The organism is Mesorhizobium sangaii (assembly GCF_014207355.1).
Lineage (GTDB): Bacteria > Pseudomonadota > Alphaproteobacteria > Rhizobiales > Rhizobiaceae > Mesorhizobium > Mesorhizobium sangaii.
In genome coordinates, this window is the sequence record NZ_JACHEF010000016.1 from 1 (window position 1) to 20343 (window position 20343).

Annotated in this window: 23 protein-coding genes and 3 pseudogenes; 9 read left to right on the forward strand and 17 right to left on the reverse strand. The window is 59.1% G+C overall.

Annotated features, from left to right (window positions below; translation table 11 throughout):
- Window positions 1-1610 (reverse strand): DUF4158 domain-containing protein (locus tag HNQ71_RS33470; protein WP_184879101.1); only part of this gene is annotated, 1610 nt, incomplete at its 3' end.
- A 196-nt stretch (window positions 1611-1806) separates the two neighbouring features.
- Here HNQ71_RS33470 and ald point away from each other — a divergent pair.
- The 3 genes from ald to HNQ71_RS33485 all read left to right on the forward strand — a co-directional run bounded on the left by ald (window position 1807) and on the right by HNQ71_RS33485 (window position 3992).
- Window positions 1807-2922, forward strand: a complete 1116-nt coding sequence (ald, locus tag HNQ71_RS33475; protein WP_184879104.1) for an alanine dehydrogenase — start codon at window positions 1807-1809, stop codon at window positions 2920-2922.
- A 230-nt stretch (window positions 2923-3152) separates the two neighbouring features.
- Window positions 3153-3491: a hypothetical protein gene (locus HNQ71_RS33480; RefSeq protein WP_184879107.1), complete on the forward strand. Its 339-nt coding sequence runs from the start codon at window positions 3153-3155 to the stop codon at window positions 3489-3491.
- Between the two features lie 42 nt (window positions 3492-3533).
- Window positions 3534-3992 (forward strand): Ros/MucR family transcriptional regulator, encoded by a 459-nt coding sequence (locus HNQ71_RS33485; protein WP_184879110.1) that lies wholly within the window; start codon window positions 3534-3536, stop codon window positions 3990-3992.
- Between the two features lie 249 nt (window positions 3993-4241).
- On the opposite strand, the gene HNQ71_RS33490 is transcribed toward HNQ71_RS33485, so the two are convergent.
- Window positions 4242-4454, reverse strand: coding sequence for a cold-shock protein (locus tag HNQ71_RS33490; RefSeq protein ID WP_184879112.1), 213 nt, complete (start codon window positions 4452-4454; stop codon window positions 4242-4244).
- A 647-nt stretch (window positions 4455-5101) separates the two neighbouring features.
- Window positions 5102-5488 (reverse strand): hypothetical protein, encoded by a 387-nt coding sequence (locus HNQ71_RS33495; protein WP_184879163.1) that lies wholly within the window; start codon window positions 5486-5488, stop codon window positions 5102-5104.
- Window positions 5489-5818: 330 nt separating this feature from the next.
- On the opposite strand from HNQ71_RS33495, the gene HNQ71_RS33500 reads away from it, so the two are divergent.
- Window positions 5819-6079, forward strand: coding sequence for a hypothetical protein (locus HNQ71_RS33500; RefSeq protein WP_343068323.1), 261 nt, complete (start codon window positions 5819-5821; stop codon window positions 6077-6079).
- Between the two features lie 438 nt (window positions 6080-6517).
- Window positions 6518-6775: a hypothetical protein gene (locus HNQ71_RS33505; protein WP_184879115.1), complete on the forward strand. Its 258-nt coding sequence runs from the start codon at window positions 6518-6520 to the stop codon at window positions 6773-6775.
- A 190-nt stretch (window positions 6776-6965) separates the two neighbouring features.
- Here HNQ71_RS33505 and HNQ71_RS33510 read toward each other — a convergent pair whose 3' ends face one another.
- Genes HNQ71_RS33510 through HNQ71_RS35340 form a run of 3 tightly spaced genes read right to left on the reverse strand, consistent with a single transcriptional unit; the run spans window position 6966 to window position 8387 of the window.
- Window positions 6966-7349 (reverse strand): response regulator, encoded by a 384-nt coding sequence (locus tag HNQ71_RS33510; protein WP_184879118.1) that lies wholly within the window; start codon window positions 7347-7349, stop codon window positions 6966-6968.
- Window positions 7342-8163, reverse strand: a complete 822-nt coding sequence (locus tag HNQ71_RS33515) for an HWE histidine kinase domain-containing protein (protein ID WP_246462477.1) — start codon at window positions 8161-8163, stop codon at window positions 7342-7344. The genes HNQ71_RS33510 and HNQ71_RS33515 overlap by 8 nt, the downstream gene beginning before the upstream one ends.
- Window positions 8163-8387, reverse strand: a complete 225-nt coding sequence (locus HNQ71_RS35340) for a hypothetical protein (protein ID WP_246462478.1) — start codon at window positions 8385-8387, stop codon at window positions 8163-8165. Before HNQ71_RS35340 ends, HNQ71_RS33515 begins: the two co-directional genes overlap by 1 nt.
- A 930-nt stretch (window positions 8388-9317) precedes the next feature.
- Between HNQ71_RS35340 and HNQ71_RS33520 the strand changes: the two are divergent.
- Window positions 9318-10468: pseudogene (locus HNQ71_RS33520) on the forward strand (AI-2E family transporter).
- A gap of 186 nt (window positions 10469-10654) precedes the next feature.
- Here the strand turns inward: HNQ71_RS33520 and HNQ71_RS35345 are convergent.
- The 4 genes from HNQ71_RS35345 to HNQ71_RS33545 all read right to left on the reverse strand — a co-directional run bounded on the left by HNQ71_RS35345 (window position 10655) and on the right by HNQ71_RS33545 (window position 12926).
- Window positions 10655-11146 carry a type 2 periplasmic-binding domain-containing protein gene (locus HNQ71_RS35345; RefSeq protein ID WP_246462479.1) on the reverse strand — a complete coding sequence of 164 codons (492 nt, stop codon included), beginning with the start codon at window positions 11144-11146 and terminating at the stop codon, window positions 10655-10657.
- Window positions 11147-11588: 442 nt separating this feature from the next.
- Window positions 11589-11861: a hypothetical protein gene (locus HNQ71_RS33535; RefSeq protein ID WP_184879120.1), complete on the reverse strand. Its 273-nt coding sequence runs from the start codon at window positions 11859-11861 to the stop codon at window positions 11589-11591.
- Between the two features lie 599 nt (window positions 11862-12460).
- Window positions 12461-12664, reverse strand: coding sequence for a hypothetical protein (locus tag HNQ71_RS33540; RefSeq protein WP_184879123.1), 204 nt, complete (start codon window positions 12662-12664; stop codon window positions 12461-12463).
- A 61-nt stretch (window positions 12665-12725) separates the two neighbouring features.
- On the reverse strand, window positions 12726-12926 hold the full coding sequence (locus tag HNQ71_RS33545; RefSeq protein WP_184879125.1) for a hypothetical protein: 201 nt from the start codon (window positions 12924-12926) through the stop codon (window positions 12726-12728).
- A gap of 389 nt (window positions 12927-13315) precedes the next feature.
- On the opposite strand from HNQ71_RS33545, the gene HNQ71_RS33550 reads away from it, so the two are divergent.
- Window positions 13316-14977 (forward strand): MFS transporter, encoded by a 1662-nt coding sequence (locus HNQ71_RS33550; protein WP_184879170.1) that lies wholly within the window; start codon window positions 13316-13318, stop codon window positions 14975-14977.
- 98 nt (window positions 14978-15075) lie between these two features.
- Here HNQ71_RS33550 and HNQ71_RS33555 read toward each other — a convergent pair.
- Together HNQ71_RS33555 and HNQ71_RS33560 are read right to left on the reverse strand one after the other, a co-directional pair.
- Window positions 15076-15233 (reverse strand): annotated as a pseudogene (locus HNQ71_RS33555) (integrase core domain-containing protein); the annotation flags it as partial.
- Between the two features lie 15 nt (window positions 15234-15248).
- A pseudogene (locus tag HNQ71_RS33560) lies at window positions 15249-15344 on the reverse strand (IS6 family transposase); the annotation flags it as partial.
- A gap of 387 nt (window positions 15345-15731) precedes the next feature.
- Between HNQ71_RS33560 and HNQ71_RS33565 the strand changes: the two are divergent.
- Window positions 15732-17549, forward strand: coding sequence for a sensor domain-containing phosphodiesterase (locus HNQ71_RS33565; RefSeq protein ID WP_184879173.1), 1818 nt, complete (start codon window positions 15732-15734; stop codon window positions 17547-17549).
- A gap of 137 nt (window positions 17550-17686) precedes the next feature.
- Here the strand turns inward: HNQ71_RS33565 and HNQ71_RS35610 are convergent, their stop codons facing one another.
- The 5 genes from HNQ71_RS35610 to HNQ71_RS33585 form a co-directional block, all read right to left on the reverse strand.
- Window positions 17687-17809, reverse strand: a complete 123-nt coding sequence (locus HNQ71_RS35610) for a hypothetical protein (RefSeq protein WP_281391495.1) — start codon at window positions 17807-17809, stop codon at window positions 17687-17689.
- Between the two features lie 95 nt (window positions 17810-17904).
- On the reverse strand, window positions 17905-18135 hold the full coding sequence (locus HNQ71_RS33575; RefSeq protein WP_184879127.1) for a hypothetical protein: 231 nt from the start codon (window positions 18133-18135) through the stop codon (window positions 17905-17907).
- 274 nt (window positions 18136-18409) lie between these two features.
- Window positions 18410-18757, reverse strand: a complete 348-nt coding sequence (locus HNQ71_RS33580) for a hypothetical protein (protein ID WP_184879130.1) — start codon at window positions 18755-18757, stop codon at window positions 18410-18412.
- A gap of 63 nt (window positions 18758-18820) precedes the next feature.
- On the reverse strand, window positions 18821-18949 hold the full coding sequence (locus HNQ71_RS35615; protein ID WP_281391496.1) for a hypothetical protein: 129 nt from the start codon (window positions 18947-18949) through the stop codon (window positions 18821-18823).
- 89 nt (window positions 18950-19038) lie between these two features.
- On the reverse strand, window positions 19039-19506 hold the full coding sequence (locus HNQ71_RS33585; protein WP_184879132.1) for a hypothetical protein: 468 nt from the start codon (window positions 19504-19506) through the stop codon (window positions 19039-19041).
- Between the two features lie 192 nt (window positions 19507-19698).
- Between HNQ71_RS33585 and HNQ71_RS33590 the strand changes: the two genes are divergently transcribed.
- Window positions 19699-20343 carry a DNA methyltransferase gene (locus tag HNQ71_RS33590; RefSeq protein ID WP_184879134.1) on the forward strand — a complete coding sequence of 215 codons (645 nt, stop codon included), beginning with the start codon at window positions 19699-19701 and terminating at the stop codon, window positions 20341-20343.

Consider the following 20343-nt stretch of genomic DNA (forward strand, 5'->3'; position numbering starts at 1 on the left):
CCGGACCGTGCTCTGTGCGCGAGGCGCTTCAGGTTGAAGTCGAGCATCTGACGCGCTTCGGCAAGCCACTGCGCGCCGTCACCTTGGACGCCCAGTCCAAGGCAATCCTCCTCCTTCATGGTGGTGAATGTTGACCGCGGCATAAGATGCTCGTCGATCGGCCGGAAGGATCGGCTGCCATCGACCCAGATGTCCGCAGATCTAAGCCGGTCCCGCAAAGCCGCGAGCGTGGCGATCTCATAGAGACGCCGGTCAGGCTGATCTTGCCCGAAGATGAGCTTTCGATCGGCTTGACTGAGATGAGTGACAGGAACGCGATCCGGGAGCGTTCGTCGCCTGTCGGCATAGAGGCGTTTCAATACATCTACTGCGACAAGAAGCGGATCGTGGCGACGCGCCGAGCGGAATGTGAACACCTGCAGAAACGCACCGGCATATTTGTTGACGGTCGAATATTGCTCAGCCGCCAAGGTCAATGGCGATGCCTCGTTGTCCTCGACCATCGACTCAAGTTCAGGCTTCATTCGGAGCAACCGGTGCCAGCCAACTTCTTGATCGAGGACCTCCAAAGCATTCTGGCCGTAGTCGTTCGCCGATTGCAAGGCAGTGATCGTGTCGAGGAACATGCGCAACGCCTTGGCGGTATCGGGCCTGCAATCCATGTGCCGTTGTTTCTTACGGTTGTTGGCCTGAGAGAACAGCCTTCCCATCAGCTTGATGAACATCGTCACAGCATCGTCGGTGAGCTTCTGGCTGAGTTTGATGACCTGCGCCACGATCAGCGCGTGTCGACGACTGGCATTGAAGTCGTTAGCCAGCCAGGCCGGCGTAGCATTGCCTTCACGGATCATCTGGTCCCAGCGACCCGATGATATGCGGACCTGCAGTTTCGGATCGATCTCCAGCGTCCGCAGATAGGCGATACGTCCGGCCAGCCCGACCAGGTTTGAGGCACCTGGCGCATCTGGCGCTGATCGCAGCCAATGAAAGCGCGTCTGCCCGATCGTTTGGTCAACCTCCAGAAGACGGTCGAGGTCTTGCAGCCTATCAGACGAAAGGCCTTCGATCAGCGTCTTTTCCGCACGCCGACGAGCGATAGCGCGAGCCGCGAGCCCCATCCGTTCGATAATGTTGGCTGCCGGGAGCAGCGAATTTCGATTGCGGAACTCCGCCACAATGGCGCCAGCTATCGAAGCACCGGCGTCTGTTGTTGAGGCCATCTCGATTGCCGTCAGCAATGCGGTACGCCGATCTTCGGCAGTTGCGTTTCGCTTCCGTAGATAACCTAGGAGATGAGCAATGTGATTGCTGCGGGTCTCCTCACGACGGGCATACAACCTGAATGCGGTCGAGCTTGCACCTATTTGCCCAGCAACATAGTCAAGGATAGCTTTCGGGGGAACCTCGTTAGCCAACAGTGGCCGGCCGGGATAACGCATCAAGCAGAGTTGGATCGCAAAGCCGAGCTGATTGTGTTCGCGCCGCCGTAGCTGGATTTCCAGCAAGTCGGCCGGCGCAAGAGAATAGTGGCGGATCAGACTGTCTTCGTCGATCGGAATGTCGAGTAGCGTCTTTCGTTCGTGTTCTTTGAGAAGCGCACGTCTGGCCACTTTCCACTCCACGCTAGAACGGTAGTGGCCAAACCTCGGTCCAAAGCAGCCTAGCGGTACAGGAGGCAAATGGCGTATCCACAGCGAACATCCGGGCGTTCACTTTCCGTTCGGCCTTAGCGCAAGATTCTGAACAGCTCTTGTTCCGGCCCCAATACAGGGAACGAGCCCAAAAGGGCCGGATCAGGAGAAGACAATGCGCGTCGGCTGCCCCAAGGAAATCAAGAACCACGAATATCGCGTCGGCCTCACACCCGGCTCGGTCCGCGAATATGTCGCCCATGGCCATGAAGTGCTGGTCGAGACCGGCGCAGGGGCCGGCATCGGCGCCGACGACAACGCCTACCGCGCCGCCGGCGCCACGATCGCCAAGACGGCTGCCGACGTGTTCGCCAAGTCGGACATGATCGTCAAGGTCAAGGAGCCGCAGCCCAATGAATGGGCGCAGCTTCGCGACGGCCAGATCCTGTACACCTATCTCCACCTGGCTCCGGATCCGGAGCAGACCAAGGGCCTGCTCGCCTCCGGCGTGACCGCGATCGCCTATGAAACCGTGACCGACGACCGTGGCGGGCTGCCGCTGCTGGCGCCGATGTCGGAAGTCGCCGGACGGCTGTCGATCCAGGCCGGCGCCACGGCGCTGCAGAAGGCCAATGGCGGCCGCGGCGTGCTGCTCGGCGGCGTGCCCGGCGTGCTGCCCGGCAAGGTCACCGTACTCGGCGGCGGCGTCGTCGGTCTGCATGCCGCCCGTATGGCGGTCGGCCTTGGCGCCGACGTCACCATCATCGACCGCTCGATCCCGCGCCTGCGCCAGCTCGACGACCTCTTCACCGGCCGCGTCCACACCCGCTATTCGACCGTCGAGGCGCTCGAGGAGGAGTGCTTTTCGGCCGATATCGTCGTCGGCGCCGTGCTGATTCCGGGCGCCGCTGCACCCAAGCTGGTTTCGCGCGAAATGCTGTCACGCATGAAGAAGGGCTCGGTGCTGGTCGACGTCGCCATCGACCAGGGCGGCTGCTTCGAGACCTCGCATGCCACCACCCACGCCGAGCCGACCTATGAGGTTGACGGTGTCATCCACTACTGCGTCGCCAACATGCCCGGCGCGGTGCCGGTCACGTCGGCCCACGCGCTCAACAACGCGACGCTGCACTACGGCCTGCAGCTTGCCGACAAGGGCCTGAAGGCGCTGGTCGACGACCACCACCTGCGCAACGGTCTCAACGTCCACAGGGGCAAGATCACCAATCGCGCTGTCGCCGAAGCGCTCGGCTACGAGTTGGTCGAACCCAAGGCGGTTCTGGCCGCCTGATTGCAACAAAAAGAGTTTCCTCCCGTCGCCCGCCGGTTCATTCCGGCGGGCTTTTTTTGGCGACGATTGGCCAGAGGCGTCTTCCCCCTCCCCTTTCCGTCAATGTCGCGGTGCAGGTCGTCGGGGCGAAGCCTGGTCGAGGATGAAGCTGAACGCGCCAGCCGCCGGCTCTTCCAGATGCTGGGCACCGGGCCTCTCCCCGTGAGCACGCGCCTTGGCGCCCGACGTGCTTGTTCAATCGTCTCGACCAGATCCCAGATCATTGTGAGTTCGATCCTGCTGCTTTACAGGCGGCCAGCTCTGCTCTCGGGGCAGCCATTGTCGAGCGCGCCGGACATGAATTCTCCCGAATGAACTATTCCGATCTTCAGCATAGAAGAGATCCTAGAACGGGCTTGGCAGCGTTTCAGGATCGCCTCCTCACCACATCGAGCATGGATGCTCCAACCGCGGTCGGATCAGCACGAGCAAGACGGCGGGATGCGTCGCTATTGACCACGGTGCAGGACGAGCATGGCAAAAGTCTTGCCGGGGCTTTATTGCTTTCAACAGCAACCGCCACTATGTAGCGACACTTCGCCAGCTGTCTTTCAAGCCACCCGGAGAGTTCCATGACAGAAGAAGCCGACAAGAACATCGACGTCCTCATCGAGCTCACCGCCGATGTCGTCTCAGCCTATGTCTCCAACAATCCGGTCCCGGTCGGTGAACTCCCTGCCCTGATCAGCCAGGTGCACACAGCACTGAAAGGCACGGCCGGCAGCGTCTCCGCAAACGAGCCGGTGGTCCTTAACCCTGCAGTCCCGATCAAGAAGTCGGTGACCCCGGACTACATCATCTGCCTTGAGGACGGAAAGAAATTCAAATCGCTAAAGCGCCATCTGTCGACCGACTATGGGCTGACGCCGGACGAATATCGCGCCAAATGGGGTCTATCGGGAGATTATCCGATGGTCGCGCCGAATTACGCCGCTGCGCGCTCGGCGTTGGCTAAGACGATGGGGCTCGGCCGCAAACCGAAAGAGCCGGAAACGGAGCCGGCGAAGACCCGCAAGAAAGCCGCCGCCTGACTTTATCTCTCGAGGTTCGTTGTGGCGCGCGCAACAGACAAAGTCTGCGCGGAATATGAAAAGGCGGGGAACCAACCCCGCCTTTCCTTTCAAATAGCTTGGTTTCCCCAGGATTCGCGCCGGCTTGCAGCAATCTCCTGCTCCAGCGTTCCGGTCGAGCCTTGTTCTCGCCCGCTTCTTATCGAGCGGCCATCAGTCCTTCCTCGACGTACCGCGTCCATCCTGCGGTTGCCAGCAGGCAGGAGAAAATTAGCCAGCTTTGCTGAGGCTGCCAGCTGAGGACTTGCCCGTGAGGCGGTCCTGTTCGACTTCATAGTTGATCTTCTGACCATCAGCGAGGGTCGAAAGGCCCGCTCTTTCAACGGCGGAAATGTGGACGAAAACATCCTGACTGCCATTGTCGGGTTGGATAAATCCAAATCCCTTGGTGCTGTTGAACCACTTCACGGTTCCGGTCGCCATATGTGTGTTCCTTTGTAACAATTGCAACGTGGGCAGGCCGTTAGGCCAGTCCCGTTTCATAACCGAAACTTCTGCGTTAGGCGCAGCAAAAACGAAAAATTTGCAAGGCCCGGTTCGATCGGCCGGCAGCAACTCGCGCGCTTCATCATGACCCTATCGCCAGGAGGCACGTCTTCCGTTTCCGCCACTCACATGGCCCAAAACAACCGCTGGATCTGAAGCCTGGCAGAGCCATGTCTATGGCTATGATCTCCTCCGAGGACAGCCGTCCGGCGCATTCGCCGCAACACATAGTCCTTGCAGGTGACCGTAAACCTTTGCAAAATTAGGATGCGCCAGGGTCTCAGGTCACGGCAGGTTTCTTGTCCGAAGGTGATGCCAGGGTGGTTTGGATCGATCCGGCCGGAGCCCGTCGCGTCCGGCGTTCAACGTGAACAGTTTGAGGACGGGGACGAAGCCGGGTCTCACTGCCGAGAGGCTGCTGCTGGCCGCCGTTCGCGCGCCTGCTTCCTTATCACCTCCGCGCCATCTGCCTGGAACGTTTTCGATAGCCGGTGAAATGGACGAGTTGGACGCCAGGCACACTTGCAGCCGAACATGATTTCTCCGCTGCTTTGCCCGCAAGGTAGAAAGCGGCGCTCAGCCGGTTAGAAAAGGGCGAAGTGACCTGAGCTCCGAAGCTTCGCTAGCAGGATGATGGCCGTTCCGCAGGGGTCAATCTTCGCTTGCTCACGCAGCGGAGACGCATCCCAGGCAGCCAACTCTGCCACCAAGAGAGCGGTGTCCCCGTTTACCGATGCGCATCTAAGTTGTCCGTTCTTCTCCATTACGATTATTGCCGTGCCGGTCACGCCATATCCAATCGCAGCCATGCGCTGAACGCAGATATCGCCGTCGACACGGACATCGAAAAGAACCGATCCAGCGGTTTTCTCGGCAGCGTCAGCCACACGATCACAGAACGGCCGATGCAGGCCTTCGATATTGCCGAGTGACTGCTCAAACAGCGCCAATTCAACATGCTCCGCCACCATGATGCGAAAATGCGCGCCGGCTGGCTCAATGGACAATAGGCCAGGGCTGACTATCCACACACCAACCGCGCTCCCGATGCCTACATCGCAACTGCGCTTGACCGGCGCTACTTCGCTTGTCCGCGGCATGCCCAAAGCCGTTGCAGCGCTCCTCAAACAGATTGCGCAGGCATCAGAGCCGAAGATGGCCGATAGGACGGACGACCTTCTGATATCACTTCGTTCGTCCTCCCAAGCGCCGCCGCCCTTTTCCCAAGAACCTCTTTGTCTTCGCTAAAATAGCCAAAGTTAAATTTCGAGCGTTTAGGCTTGCCGGAAATTAGGGTCTCGGTGGATAAATCCGCATGGCTTTTTGGGTGGGTGCTGGCAGGAAGACTGATGCGCGGGCGTGGATGGATCAAGGCATTGCGCCAGGACGACGCTCAGCAGGTGCGTGCGCGCATTGCGGAACTGGAGCGCGACCTCATGGCGACCACACCTCAAGGACGCCATCGACGTTTCGAAGCAGGACTTGAGCTTCGCAATGCGAAGTTCCGCCTCGAATGCCTGGAGGAATGCATCGCGGGAATATCGGAGAAAGGTGCGTGTTAGCGGAAGCTTCGCCGCTCTCAATCTGCCCTGCTGCGACTGGTCGAAGGGGAAGCCAAATGCAGCCTGCAACCATGTTCTGTCTGCTCGTCATCGGCACTCTGGCCTATGTCGTCTACCGCTGTCCCAAGAAGTTGGTTGAGGACGTGCCCGATACTATCGACTCGCAGCTGCTGCCTCGGAGCCGCCGCGCCGTCTGCCTGGAACGATTTCGATAGCCCTTGACGAGTTGGACGCCAAGCATGCTTGCATGCCGAAGCATGGCGCTCCCTGACACATCGGGGCCCATCCCGCGGCGGCCGGCAAGGATGAGCTGGGAATTGACTTCCGCAGCGTCAAGAGGGACGCTGAGGTAGTTTCACGACCGCCCCTCGAATGGCTGATGGCAAGCGCTCCATCGAATACCCATCTGCTTGGCTGGTATTTCGAACGGAGGAAAGGATGACCATAACACGCCAAGACGTTGTCTCGGTCCTCGGCCCCGTAGACGATGTGACGATTGGGGAAATCATCGCGTCCGGTGCCTCGATCGAGGAGTTGAGAGAGGCATGGGCATGGGCCTTTAATGATGAGGCGTTGATGAGCCAGGGACGACCGCTGCCTGGAACACGGGTGGCAGCGCTAATCGACCTGATAGAGCCCGACGACGAAAGCGACCCAGCGGATCCGGCCCAAGGGGACCCGGGCGGCAGCCATTGATCGTGAGAGGCTACGGCTCTTCGGAAGACCGGATCACCGCGATTTTCATGGATTTCACAGCGTGGCCTTTAAAGTCTTCTGGCTCCTGGCAAATTTGTGCGGCCACACTAGGAGTAGCGTGTCGTTCGCAACAGCGGGGCGCGAGGGCGGATACCAACAGCGGCCCAGATAAGGCCCCCTGTTCCCTCGATCAGGGGGCATGAAGGCGTTCGAGTTTGGCGGTCAGTTCATCAAAGCTGAACGGTTTGCGAAGGACGGCACGGTTGCTGAAGCCTTCGCGCATATCGCGATCGCTGTTACCAGTCGAGTAGATGAAGGGCACACCGCGCTCGGCAAGCGCGTCGGCCACTGTGTTGCTGTCGTCGCCATCCAGATTCATGTCCAGCATGGCGGCATCGAAAGCCTGCGTCTCGACAAGGGCGATCGCCTTGTCGATCGTGGCCGCGGAGGTGACGGACTCGCAGCCAAGGTCGCCCAGCATGTCCTCAATCATCATCAGGACCAGAATTTCATCCTCGACAACGAGCATGCGCCGGCCAGAAAGCAGTTTATCCCCAGAAGGCAGTCTATCCATTGCGAGATCCCGGTACCGGAATGTTCATCGTGCAGATCAACCCGTCCGGGCGATAGTCGAGTTGCACAGCGCCTTCGAGTTCGTGGGTCAGGCCGCGCTCGATCACGCGCGAGCCAAACCCCTGTCGTGACGGTGGCGTAACCGGTGGTCCGTCCTTTTCTTGCCAGGACAGGATCAGTCGGCGGCCCACAGACGTCGGCTCGATCGTCCAGTCGATCCGGATAGAGCCCTTGTCATTGGAAAACGCGCCGTATTTCATCGCATTGGTCGCGAGTTCGTTGAAGGCGATGCCAAGCGCCAGTGCCGCCTTTGTCGAAAGGCGGATGTTGTCGCCTGTTATCACCAATCGCTCGGCCCGCCCGTCGGTTACACCGAACGGTTCCAGGGCATCGTGGAGAACATCGAGCAGCCCGGCGCTGTGCCAGTTTTCACGGGTCAGCAAATTGTGCGACCGGGAGAGCGCAAACAACCGGGACTCGACGGCTTCGCGGATTACTTGGGGATCGGAATTGGCTCGCGACGCCTGCCAGACGATGGACTGCACCGTTGCCAGCGTGTTCTTCACGCGATGATTCAGTTCGTCGATGAGCATTTTGGATTGCGCCTGCTCCTCCTTGTGTCTGGTCAGATCGACGAAGGAGGTAAAGTACTGGACAATGACGCCACTCTTGTCTCGGACAGGACTGGCGAAAAGGCCCGCCCAGAATTCGGTGCCATCCTTGCGTCTGTAAAGGATTTCCGTACCCGTCTCCGCATTGGCTTCGAACTCGACCTTGATGCGTTTCAGGGCTCGGGTGTCGGCGCCGTTCGCCATCAGGAAATTGAATGGCTGACCTCATCCCTGGCGTATTCGGTCAGGGCGAGAAACGCGTCATTGGCAAAGATGATGGGATTGCCGGGCTCTTTCGCATCGGTGAAAACCATGGCCATTCGTGTCGTCTCGGCGGCAACCACGAACGGGCCAAGGTCGTCCTGAAAGCCCTCGACTTCGGCTTCGGCGTCCTTCTGCTCTTCGGACTTGGCGACTACGCTGGACACGTCGTTAACCGGACGGCGCACGCTATGCCGTTGACCGCCATCGCGCTTCTCCCGTGGTAAAGGGGGGCGAAAGCGTGATCGACTCTTTCAATTGCCAGCGCCCACTCACAGGCTGACAACATCTACTTTGTACACTTCCGACAGTCGATTAGCGAGTCATTCAAACCAATATCTTCGGCAACCAACTGTTTTCCGTATATTGGCCGAACCGGGCTTAAAATCGTAATTCAAAGGCGATCTCTCTTCGGAAACTATGCGCGAACTTCTGTTGTACGGATAGCGGTATTACCCAGAGCCCTTTGAATACGTGCCAAATGCGCCCGCGGCTCTGCGCTCGACAGACCTCATTTTGCCGAGATGAACATAGAGGTTGGCTGACAGCGCCATGGTCCGCTCCTGACTTTCCGACGCAAGAATGACGGTCCCCGGGCATTGTTTCTGGTTCTCCAGCACACCTTGCTTTTGACTACTGCGACTATGCAGATCAGAATAGATTGCTCGCAAGTGTTTCTCTGATCTTGTCGCAATATTCGATAGGCAGTCAGGTGGTTCGGTAACTCATGAGATCTTGCATCTCTCTGCGAAGTCTTCGCTGCCGCTGAGCGCTCGGGCCTGATTGTCACCGATGTCGAAATCTCGAGGCTCCACTACGTCCAACCCTACACCACTGGCGCAAGCGCTTCATGGGCAATTGGCGGCGTGCCGCGGCACTATATGACGAGCGGTTTTGCCTCATGCCGGAGTCTCGTGTGTGAGATCGGATTTCGATACTGGACCATGATGATTTTCCGGGTGCAACTTGCGAAACGATTCGAAGTCGTCGCGCTGACCCGTGATATCTGATTGATCGGGAGTAGAGCACAACTCATCTACGAGACAGCATATGCGCGCAGCCAAGTGAGGCAACGGGGACAAGGGTGAACCACAACCATGGGTCCAATCGCACGACCACCGCAGCGCCCGCCTTCGTCGACGGACCGGAAGGCGTCTGAGCCGGAACCGAATGCCGAGCCGAGCCGGATGGTCGACGAAACGGAGATGCCGTTGCCATCCAATCCGCAGACATTCTTTCTTGGCGGTCTGTTCACGGTGAGCGTCGACCTAATGTGGCAAGCTCCATCGTCCTTCCTGTCGTGCTTGCTTTCGTGTTGAAGCTCCTCCTGCAGCCTGTCGTTCGGTTGCTGGAGCGTGTCCATCTGCCAAGAGCCTTGGGGGTGCTCCTGCCGATTCTACTCGTTGTCGCCGTGTTGGTCGGTCTTGTTGCGGCCTTGTCGGGGCCTGCAGCGACATGGGCGGAGAGACTGCCGCAAGGGATACCGCGTCTTGAAACACATCTGGTGGTCCTGAAAAGTCCGATCCAGGCGCTGCAGAAATTCATCCAGCAGGTAGAAGAGATCGCCGACAATCCTGGACAGAAAGGCTCGACCGTCTCGATCCGCAGTGACCTCGGCCTGACTGGCGCTTTGTTCTCGGGTACGCGCGCCGTCCTCGACGGCTTGTTCACGACCGTCCTGGTGCTCTACTTCCTGATGGTGTCCGGCGATACTTTCCTTCGGCGATTTGTCGAGATCCTGCCGCGACTGAGCGAAAAGCGGCAAGCAGTCGATATCTCTCAGCAGATCGAGGGGGATGTGTCCGCCTATCTGGTGACGATTACCGGCATGAATGCCGCGGTGGGCATCGCCACCGCGGCCGCGATGTATCTTTGTGGGCTCGGAGATCCTCTCTTGTGGGGCGCGACGGCCTTCCTGCTCAACTACATCCCCATTCTGGGGCCGCTGTTCGGGATGAGCATCTTCGTCCTTGCGGGAATGCTCACCTTCGACAGCCTGTTATGGGCGCTGTTGCCGGCAGCCCTCTACTTCGGTATCCATCTCGTCGAGGGAGAGACGCTGACGCCGATGTTGCTCGCGAGGCGCTTCACCTTGAACCCCGTGCTGGTCATTCTGTCGCTGGTATTCTGGTTCTGGATGTGGGGTGTGCCCGGAGCGATCCTGGCTGTTCCTGTGCTGGCCATTGTGAAGATCATTTGTGATCGCTTGCGTCCGCTGAAGGCGCTGGGCCATTTACTTGAAGGCTAGGGGTACGAACACCGCCGATAGGCCGAAAAAACCGCGACGACAGCCAGCTTCAACTTCGGAAAATGCGTAGCACGGGCGTCCTTTCCGGGCACGGGATACTTCCCGGATCGGCAGCGTCAACCTCTCCGAGGCGTCCTCGCTTCGGTTTGCCAGGGCATGGCCGCGACGGCAGTCGCCGCGATTCCGTCATGTGGGATCCCGCAGCGCATCGGCGAGCCGTTCCCTTGCCAGCTGCAGCTGGCCGCTTAACTGGCCGCCCCGCTGCCAGAACACGACGTAGTGACAAATTGCGCTGGGTTCAAAAGGCCGGAACCGGAGGCCAAAGAAAGCGCATTCCTTCGCGACGACACTGTTTGTCACCGAAATCCCGACACCGGCCGCAATGAATGCAGCCTCGTGCCCGTTGGCGTCCACCTCAACGGCAATGTCTGGCTCGACGCCCATATAGCGCAGCGCGTTTAAATCCATCTGGCGCAGCGATGGAAATAGGATGCCGCGAACCCCCGCAGTGATGACCTGATCGGCGAGCTTCCAGGACGGCGGCACCTTCCTGTCGATTCGGGGGTCAATGCAAGAGTTTAAGCCCGGTTTTCGATTGGACACTCTCGTGTCGGCGTTCGCTGTCGCAGCGAAGACCGCGAGATGCTCAAAGCGATCCGAGATGCTCAAAGCGATCATGAAACGCATCATCCGCGAATGGCGGTAAGGGCGTGGACGAGCGCCTATGCAGCCAGATCTTGCGAGCCGCACGAGGCAAAGCCTTCCTGCCGGGATCACGCTTTTCAGGTGACCGCCGCATTGCGCCGGGCACGCACACAGGGGACCAGCACGAACATTCCGGGCGCAAATTTGGGGGAAGGAGGGAGCCTCGCCGTTCTTGCATAGCTGCACTGCACAAAATGTGTTTGCGCATTGCACAACTTTTAGCCATTAAGCCTGCAGCTGATGCACGCGATGGTTTCCTCCCATTCCATCGTATCAGCTGTTCCTCTGAAGGTTTTGACCTTCACACCTAAAGGGCCTCGGTTTTCCGATGGCCCTATTTTTTTGGTGTTTCCATTACCTTCGTCACTGTGCGCAACGCCGGGCGACCGCCGCTTCAGCCATCAGACTTTGGGGGTCATTTCTGCCTGGCGGAGTGGACCCCTCCCGACAGAAGCCTGACCTTTGCCAGTCTTCTACGGGCAAGCGTTCGCGCCAAAAGTTCAAAGCCGCGTCCGTAACATTCAACAATGAAAGCCAGCGTCCTCAGATCGAGCAGAAAGTCGTCGATCGCATGTGTGAGCGCGTCAGACCTTTGTTCGAGCTGAAGCAGCAGGGCGCGCGTCTCTTCGATCGCGGCCCCAAAATCTTCTGCGTCTATCAGCGAGTCAATCCTGTCGAAGATCTGCAAGCGTCCTCATTCTCCCCAAGACATACTCAGCGCATCCAACGCCGCTGGTGAGTGAGTTTCCAACGAAGGAACATGGTCGCGTCTCGCGAAAAGGCATCGCTCAGCAAAGTGCCCTTTGATGAAGCATGATGAGTGAAACGACAAGCGAGAATCCGGGCTCCCACAACTATGCACCTTGGATGACGTGGTTGAAGGCAAGATGAACCAGCCCGGGTCTGCGTAAGGCGGCCCTCGGGCGCAAAACTCTGGTTAGAGTCCATCTTTGCTTCTTTGGCGGAGCCTAATGCTTCCCGCCGGCCGGCGAGATGAGCCCCCGATCGTTGATACGATCTGCTTGGCGTCCAACGCGAGTTCAGCCGGCTTTTGCGCTCACGTCGGAGCGCCAAAACCGACCGTTATGTCGGCAGCGCCTTAATCAATTTGAACGGGAGATGCCGGATTGGCTTTGGAAGCACGTATAGGATAGCTCCCGCCAGTACGGAAAGGCATGAGGCGCCGGCCACATAATGGGTGAAGGCAGCCTGACCGGGCGCATCAGACACCTGCCAGGGAAATCGGACTTGCGCCGCGCTTCGCTACTTGGATTTTCTCGACGAAAACTAACGCGCCGATTCTTTCCTGGCATATGTGGCGACGGCGCAGAGGAAAGCCAAAGCAGCGGTGTCACACGCCGTTCGAGAGTGCCCTTTTGCGAACAGTACGGCATCCGCAATCGGGAGCGTCAGGCCATGCTTTTTAGCGAAACAGGTAAGCTCATAAGGCTGATCGTCATCTTGATTGCCAATACCAAGTTCGGAGTCCATCGATCATTTCCTCCCGTCTTCGCGACTATCCCCTCTTTGGGCCCAAAAAATGATTAGCCGGCTATGCCAGGTTCTTGTAAAGAGCATCTTCTTCGAAAATGCCCATACCAAATAGGTCCATGGCTCGCGTCGCCAGTTGCTCCGCTTCAGAAGAGCCTGCGCGGATCCCTCTTTCTTCGCAGATCCGATCATAGACCCGCTTCAGCAACGCGAGGTCGTCAGGGTAGGCTATGCCGCTTGGGGATTTTTCCGAATTGGTCATCGCTCCGTCCCTGTTTTAACACGAAGCGCGACGATCGCTCAACCGACGACGCCCTTTGGCACCTTATCGCCGATGTAAAGGTCCTACTTCCCTTTTGGCCAAAGGCCTAGAAACAAATGAGGTCGTCGAAGAAACATTGCGCCCGGAACTCCGGGACAATCTGGCCCGATGGGTCCCGCTCCATTCCTCAGTGCCGCTGCGATCGGCCGGCTCTCCTGCTGGCGCCGTGCAGGCATTGGTCGGCGTCAAGAACTCGATGTCCCGCTCCAGGGAGCGTCGACGCGTAAGGAATTCGCGATTGGCATGATCTCTCAGTGACCAGCCGCCACGATCCAGTCGAGATTGCGTGCGAGACACCTGCCAATATTCGGAAAGCAAAGGCTCGCAAAATGAGTAGGGTGGCTGGATCAAATGAAGATTTGGCTGCACCAACGACATTTGCGCCGCTCGGGAATCCGACCTTTCGGTCGATCTGGCTCGCCACCCAGGTTTCCAGCCTCGGCTGGTTGATGCAGACTGTTGCCATCAGCTGGCTGATGGCGACAATCTCGACTTCCGATCTGATGGTTGCGCTGGTGCAGGCTTCATCGAACCTGCCCGCTTTCATCTTGTCCGTCTTCGCTGGGGTTCTCGCCGACAATTACAGTCGGCGCCGGGTCATGTTCGCCGGCCGCTGCCTTATGGTGATAGCCTCTGGGATGCTCACTGCGTCCGTGGCGCTGGGCTTTGTCAGTCCGTGGATGATCCTCGGCTTCAGCTTCTTGATCGCAAGCGGCGGCGCTCTCAACGATCCTGCCTGGCAGGCCTCGGTTGGCGATATGGTGCACCGACGTGATGTTCCCGCCGCCGTCACCTTGCTCTCCGTCGGCTTCAACACTGTGCGGACCGTGGGCCCGGCCCTCGGCGGCATCGTGGTTGCCTCGTTCGGGCTTTTGGCAGCTTTTGCCGTAACCACCCTCACCTATATGGTCCCGCTAGGCACCATATGGCGCTGCAAGTGGAAGGTTCGCTCCTCACCTCTCCCGCGTGAGTCGATGAAAACGGCGATCTATGACGGGCTGCGCTTCACGGCGATGTCATCGGAAATCAAGGCGGCGATCGCGCGCGGAACCCTCTTTGGCCTGGCGAGCATCGCCATACTCGCGCTGCTGCCGCTGGTTGTCCGCGATCATTTGGGAGGGGGACCCCTCGCCTATGGCACGCTTATGGCCGGCTTCGGAACGGGCGCCGTCTTCGCCGGCCTCGCCAACAGCACATTCAGGCGGAGCTTATCGCAGGAAAGGCTGATGAGGCTCTCCTGCGTCGCCTGTGCGGCATGCTCCCTTTCCCTGGCACTGACCTCTTCCATTGCGGTGGCGGCAATTGCGCTTGCCTTGGGCGGCGCGGGCTGGGTCACCGCCTGGTCCGGGGTTGGCGTGAGTGTGCAGCTGGCCAGCCCGCGCTGGGTCGTGGGACGCACCATCTCGATCTACTATGCCTTGATAGATGGCGGCATCGCCGCCGGCAGTTGGGTATGGGGCACGGTTTCCCAGACCTATTCCCTGAGCTGGGCCCTGGAGGGTTCCGCTGGTGCTCTGTTGCTCGTCGCCGCAGCCGGCGTGCTGTTTCCTCTTCGCGAGCGCCGCGAGTCCGAGCCCGATCCTTTGGAAGAATTCGACGCCCCAGCTGTCGCTCTCAATTTGAAGCCAAGAAGCGGGCCGATCGTGGTCAAGGTCGAATATCTGATAGCCGAGAGAAATCTCGAGGCCTTCCTCGACCTCATGCGGCAGCGGCGTCATGTCCACAGCCGCGTCGGTGCTCGGAATTGGACGCTCCAGCGCAACCTTCAGAAGCCTATGCAATGGACAGAGACATTCCGCACGCCGACCTGGACGGACTACCTTCGGTTAAACCATCGTCTCACGGAAGTAGACAAGGAACTGGACGAGCGCATCTTCCAGTTGCACGCGGGCGAGGAAGCGCCTCAAATGACGCTTTCGATTGAGCGGCCGACAAGCTCGGCCCGCAAACCCGACCAGTCAATCCTTCACCTTCCCCGCCATCGAGCCTGACCTTTCAATATCTGGATAAGGAGGCTGGGGGCTTCGACATTCCGAAGACTTGAGCCGCGCGCTGTTGTAGTCGCCGCGCCATCGGGGCCAGGGACCAGTGAAAGTGAGTTGAACAGCGTCTCGTTCAACAGTTCGTCGCGGCGGCCGTCGAAGCCCTCGATGGAGGCATTCTGCATCGGCTTGCCAGGCACGATGTAGTGCCATTCGACACGGACCCGGCCCATGCCTGGATGGCCTTCGAGGTGAATTCGCTGCCCTGCGTGGCCCGTTACCGTTTTCGCAGCGGCACATGCGATTTCTCGGCGCGATCGTTGAGTCCTTTGTGCGAGCGATGCTCAACTTGCGGCATCACCTGCCGCCTTGCCGCCATAGGAGGATCACTCGGCTAACCGCCACCGAAATCACCCTGGTACCCTGGCGCGGCATCGTTCCCCGATTGTTTCCAGTGTCGACGAAACCTCCATTGCCGCCCCATTCGGGACCTTCGCCCGCAGAGCTGCTGTTATCAGGCGAGGACGACTCCTGGAGTGCCGGTGGTCCTGGGACTGGAGGCACGGGCTGGCCTCAAGGGAAAATACACCGCGCTCAACTCGGATCCGCGGAGCGGGTTCGTTCAACTTGTAAAGAATTACCTGACATTATCATCTCGTACACTGCGTCTCCTCAGAGGGATTTCGCCAGGAATGCCTGCAGGGTATTTAGGAACGCGGATTGGCGGGGTAACGTGCTGCATCTCCAGAACAATATTCTCGAAATGATCGCCCGGGGCGAAACGCTCGAAGCGACGACGGACCATCTTTGCCGCCAGATCGAGAAACTGTTGCCGGGCGTCAGGTGTTCCGTTCTGCGCGTTGACGGTAATGGCTTGTTGCATCCCCTCCCAGGTTCCAGCTTCGCGAATGAATATATGGCTCTTCTCGAAGGCCTGATGATCGGCCCGCTTGTGGGCTCCTGCGGCAGTGCGGCCTATCTCGGAAAAGCCGTGGCTGCGAAGGACATCGCGACCGACCCGCGCTGGGTCAGCTTCAAGGAGCCAGTCCTGGCGCTGGGCCTGAAGGCCTGCTGGTCGAGCCCGATCTGCGACGCCGCGGGCGCTGTGCTCGGCACCTTTGCCCTGTACTTTACGGAGAAGCGCGGCCCCACCCCGCGCGAGGCGGAGGTCGTCGCCTCGTGTACCTCCCTATGCGCCATCGCGCTTGAGCGTCACCAGCGGGTCATCGAGGGCGAGCGCGGCGCCTATGTCGATGCCCTCACCAACCTGCCGAACCGGGCGAGTTTGGACGTCGCCCTGGAGCGGCTGTCCTTTGGCCAACCTAGCGCCTGGGCAGTCCTGATCATCGACCTCGACAACCTGAAGACCATCAACGACACCTTCGGCCATGCGGCCGGCGATGCTTTGCTACAGGCGGTGTCGTCACGTCTCGCCGAAAGCCTGGCGCCTGACCGCGTGTTCCGCATGGGCGGCGACGAGTTCGTCGTAATCCTTCAACGAGCCGGAGCGCCCGACGGCATCGAGAGCACGGCGCGTCATATTCTCGACACTCTGGCTGTGCCCGCCGACTGCGACGGGCACATGATCCTGGCACAGGCTACCATCGGCGGCGCAGTGCTGTCGGCGGGGGACGTCGATGCGAAAAGCGTGCGCCAAAACGCCGATTTCGCGCTCTACCACGCCAAAGAAACTTCGCGAGGCGGCTTCGTGCTGTACTCGCCGGGAATCGGCAGCGCAATCAAGACCCGGATTGAGGTGATCCGCGATGTCGACGTAGCTTTGCGCGAAGGGCGGATCGACGCGTTCTATCAGCCGATCCTGCGGCTCGACACCCGCGCGATCGTCGGCATGGAGGCCCTCTGCCGCCTTCGCAAGCCGGATGGTGAGGTCGTTTCCGCCGCTGCTTTTCATCAGGCAACCTCCGATGTCAGCGTCGCCTCGCATCTGACGGAACGCATGATGGCGATCGTCGCAGCGGACGCGCGTTCGTGGCTGGATCAAGGTATCCCGTTGCAGCATGTCGGCATCAACATTACCTCAGCCGATTTTCATAGCGGCACGCTTTACGCGCGTCTCGAAGCCGCCTTCGGCCGCGAGAACGTTCCGTTGAAGCATATCATTTTGGAGGTCACGGAGTCGGTCTATCTCGGCCAGCGCGATCCGGTCGTCGCTCGAGAGATCAAGGCGTTGCGGGCCCATGGCCTGCGCGTCGCGCTCGATGATTTCGGAACCGGCTTCGCTTCGCTCACGCATCTGCTGACGGTGCCGGTCGATATCGTCAAGATCGACAAATCCTTCATTGACCGCCTTGTCCAGGGAGATCCGAGCCTGGCGATCGTCGAGGGCTTGGTCGGCATCGCTCGCAAGCTCGACATCCAGGTCATCGCCGAAGGCATCGAGAACGAAGCCCAGGCGGTCTTACTTGCGGAGATCGGGTGTCAGCTCGGTCAGGGGTATCTGTTTTCGCAAGCGGTACCACGTCAGATAGCGAAAGGCCTTTTGAAGCAGTTTGGGCGACCACCTGCTGAGGAGACTAGGGTAGCGAACGGGATAGCGAACCCAATCGATCTAATCGCCTGACAGAAACCCTCCCTGGGGTGGCTTGCACAATCGATAAAGAATGCTGCGGCGTGCTACGGACCTGGATGGAGGCCGCTTTGAGGTCGATACCTGTCTTCGACCCACCCTGCAGCGTTTCGTGGGGCAGCGCTTGAGCTTCAATCGACCAAGCCAGAGTCGTGATGGATGATGGCGTCCAATATCGCTTCGTAGGCGTCCGCAAAGAGCTTATCGGTCAAATCACTCACCGAGATGATATCTGCGCCGACCGTCTCGGGCATATTGCCGAGATCCACTGATACAGGAAGTTGGTGCCACGAGTGCTCATGACGCGATAAGATGCTGACAGACTTTAGGTTCCGTCGAGAGCTCACGACTAGTCGTCCACCAGCCCCTGCAGCGTAGCGTGGCGCAGCTTGTTCTCGCCACGCAGATAGCGCACCCGCGCTTTGATAGCAGGCTTGAGCCATTCCACCTCTGGCCCCGTGATCGCCTCCGGAAGACCCTCTGGTTGTCTACCCTTGCGAACGCGCTCCATCAGCCGTTCACGCATCTGTTTGGTCAGCGCAATGGTGGCGGGACCGGCATATTTGCCCTCCCGTGCCATGAGCCCAACGGTCTGCTGCCCGGTCTCCCGTTTCAGACCAAGTAATTCGAAATCGCCGACCTCCCAGCATTTGGTCTTGACCCAGATGTCGGACGGCCGCTGCGATAGGGACTGTTCCGACGCTTCGAGACCATGCCCTCTAGGCCCAACTTCTCGACGCCAGTGTAGAAGTCGACGCCGCCACACTCAACGTGCTCACTGTATTGGATGATGCCCTTGGCCGGCTTGACCAGGAGCAGCGGCCGACACACCGATGCCGGACGCGGGTCGGTTTTCAATCGAAACTCGGCAGCGGACCGGGCTTCCACTCTGTTGATCGAAGGTGTTGCGGAACCTCAACGGAACGCCCATCGATCACCATCGCCGTGATGCCAAGCTCCCGATCAAACCCACAGGCAGCTACCGATCTGACGGTTGCTCCGTAAGGGTTCTGGGCGTCGAATTCGACTAGGGCCTTCTGGGTGTTCCAATCTTCCTCGGCTTCGAGTTGCATATATGAGGATGGGGCAGCTATGACTTCCCGGATCGCGTTTTCGCAGAATATCACCATTGGCTGCACCGGCTTGCTTTCCGAGCAGGCCGACAAGAGCACGAGGCCGATCGCAGCGCGCGCGAGCTTCACACCTTCACTAGCTCGGCGCGTACGAAATGCCAGGAAGCTGTGTTAAGGATCATGTCGGGGTTGTTATGGGTTGGTGAGTTTCACCAGCGTCGCGTCAACTGCCGCTACGGTCCAAGTGCTGGTTTCATCGCTCCAGGCGCCCGGAACCGCGACGATCATGGTGATCCGGTAGTCTCTTCCGACTTCGAACATTCTCCCCTCCTATTGATAGGCGCCACCGCAAGGCGGCCAGTTCGGCCATCCTAGGCCGACCAAGCCGCAAGGCGGCCAGTTCGGCCATCCTAGGCCGACCAACCTGGCCATGTGCTGTCGATCAGGGGCTCGCCGTTGCAGTAGTAGTCGTCGACGAACCGCCCTGTGGCCTTGTCGCGGCACCGCCATATTAGAGCATAGTTCTGTCCGTAGAACTCGTCCCACGCGACACCGTACGCTGGAGCAGGACGGTAATATCCACCACCACCATTGTTGGCGGCAACCGCGACCGCTGCGCCACCTACCGCCGCTACAGCAATTCCAGTCGCTACGGCGTTGTCGGTTTGTATGAGCCTAGTGCACTTCTTCGCCGTTGCACCGCGGCGCACTAGGAGGGCCGCCACTCGGCTTCGATATTGTTCGTCAGTGCTGCTCGCGAGGGCGTGGCAGAGATTTATGGTGTTCATGGCGGTCAGGTCGCTGTCTGAGACACTGGCACTCGTGCTGCAGCCGCTGACGAAGATTGCTCCGCTCGCAAGAAACGCTATCATTTTCATTGATTTCCCCCCGGAAAAATACTTGCGCAAATTCTGTACGGAAGTCCAGAGGCTTGTTGAGTCCGCGTATCGATGAGCCGTGCACGCATTGCGGCGGGAGCGGCCGACCAGGGCGGCAGGTGGCCCGGGCAATGGTTAACCGCTTATCAGTGAAGTTCCTGCAAAGTATCATTCGCAGCAGTGGGGTCCGAGATGAAAAATCAGCTTTGGTTCGGAGATAATTTGACGATTCTCCGGGAAGAAATTGCAGACGAAAGCGTGGATCTCGTCTATCTCGATCCGCCGTTTAACAGCCAAGTCAACTACAACGTCCTCTTTCGAACTCCCGATGAAGATGCCGCCAGCGCTCAAGTAGAGGCATTCCGAGATACGTGGACTTGGGGGCCAGAGGCCAAGTGGGCTTTCGATGAGATTATGCACACTGGCGGTGGTGTCACGCCGATTGTGCATGCTCTGCATGCAGCGCTCGGGGACAGCGATATGATGGCCTATTTGGTCATGATGGCGCAACGGTTGCACGAGTTACGACGCGTTCTAAGGCCAACAGGAAGCCTTTATTTGCATTGTGATCCAACGGCGAGCCATTACCTCAAGATCATTCTCGACGCGATTTTCGGCCCGACGAATTTTCTGAACGAGGTAATCTGGAAAAGAACTAGCGCACATAGTAGCGCACGACGTTACGGGCCAATCCATGACGTTTTGCTGTTCTATTCGCGTGGTGAACGGCATTGCTGGAATGCTCAGTATCAGCCTTACGACGCAGAATATTTGGACACTTTTTTTGATCAGGAGGGCCCCAATGCATTATTCGGACATGGATTCACGGTAGCGTAA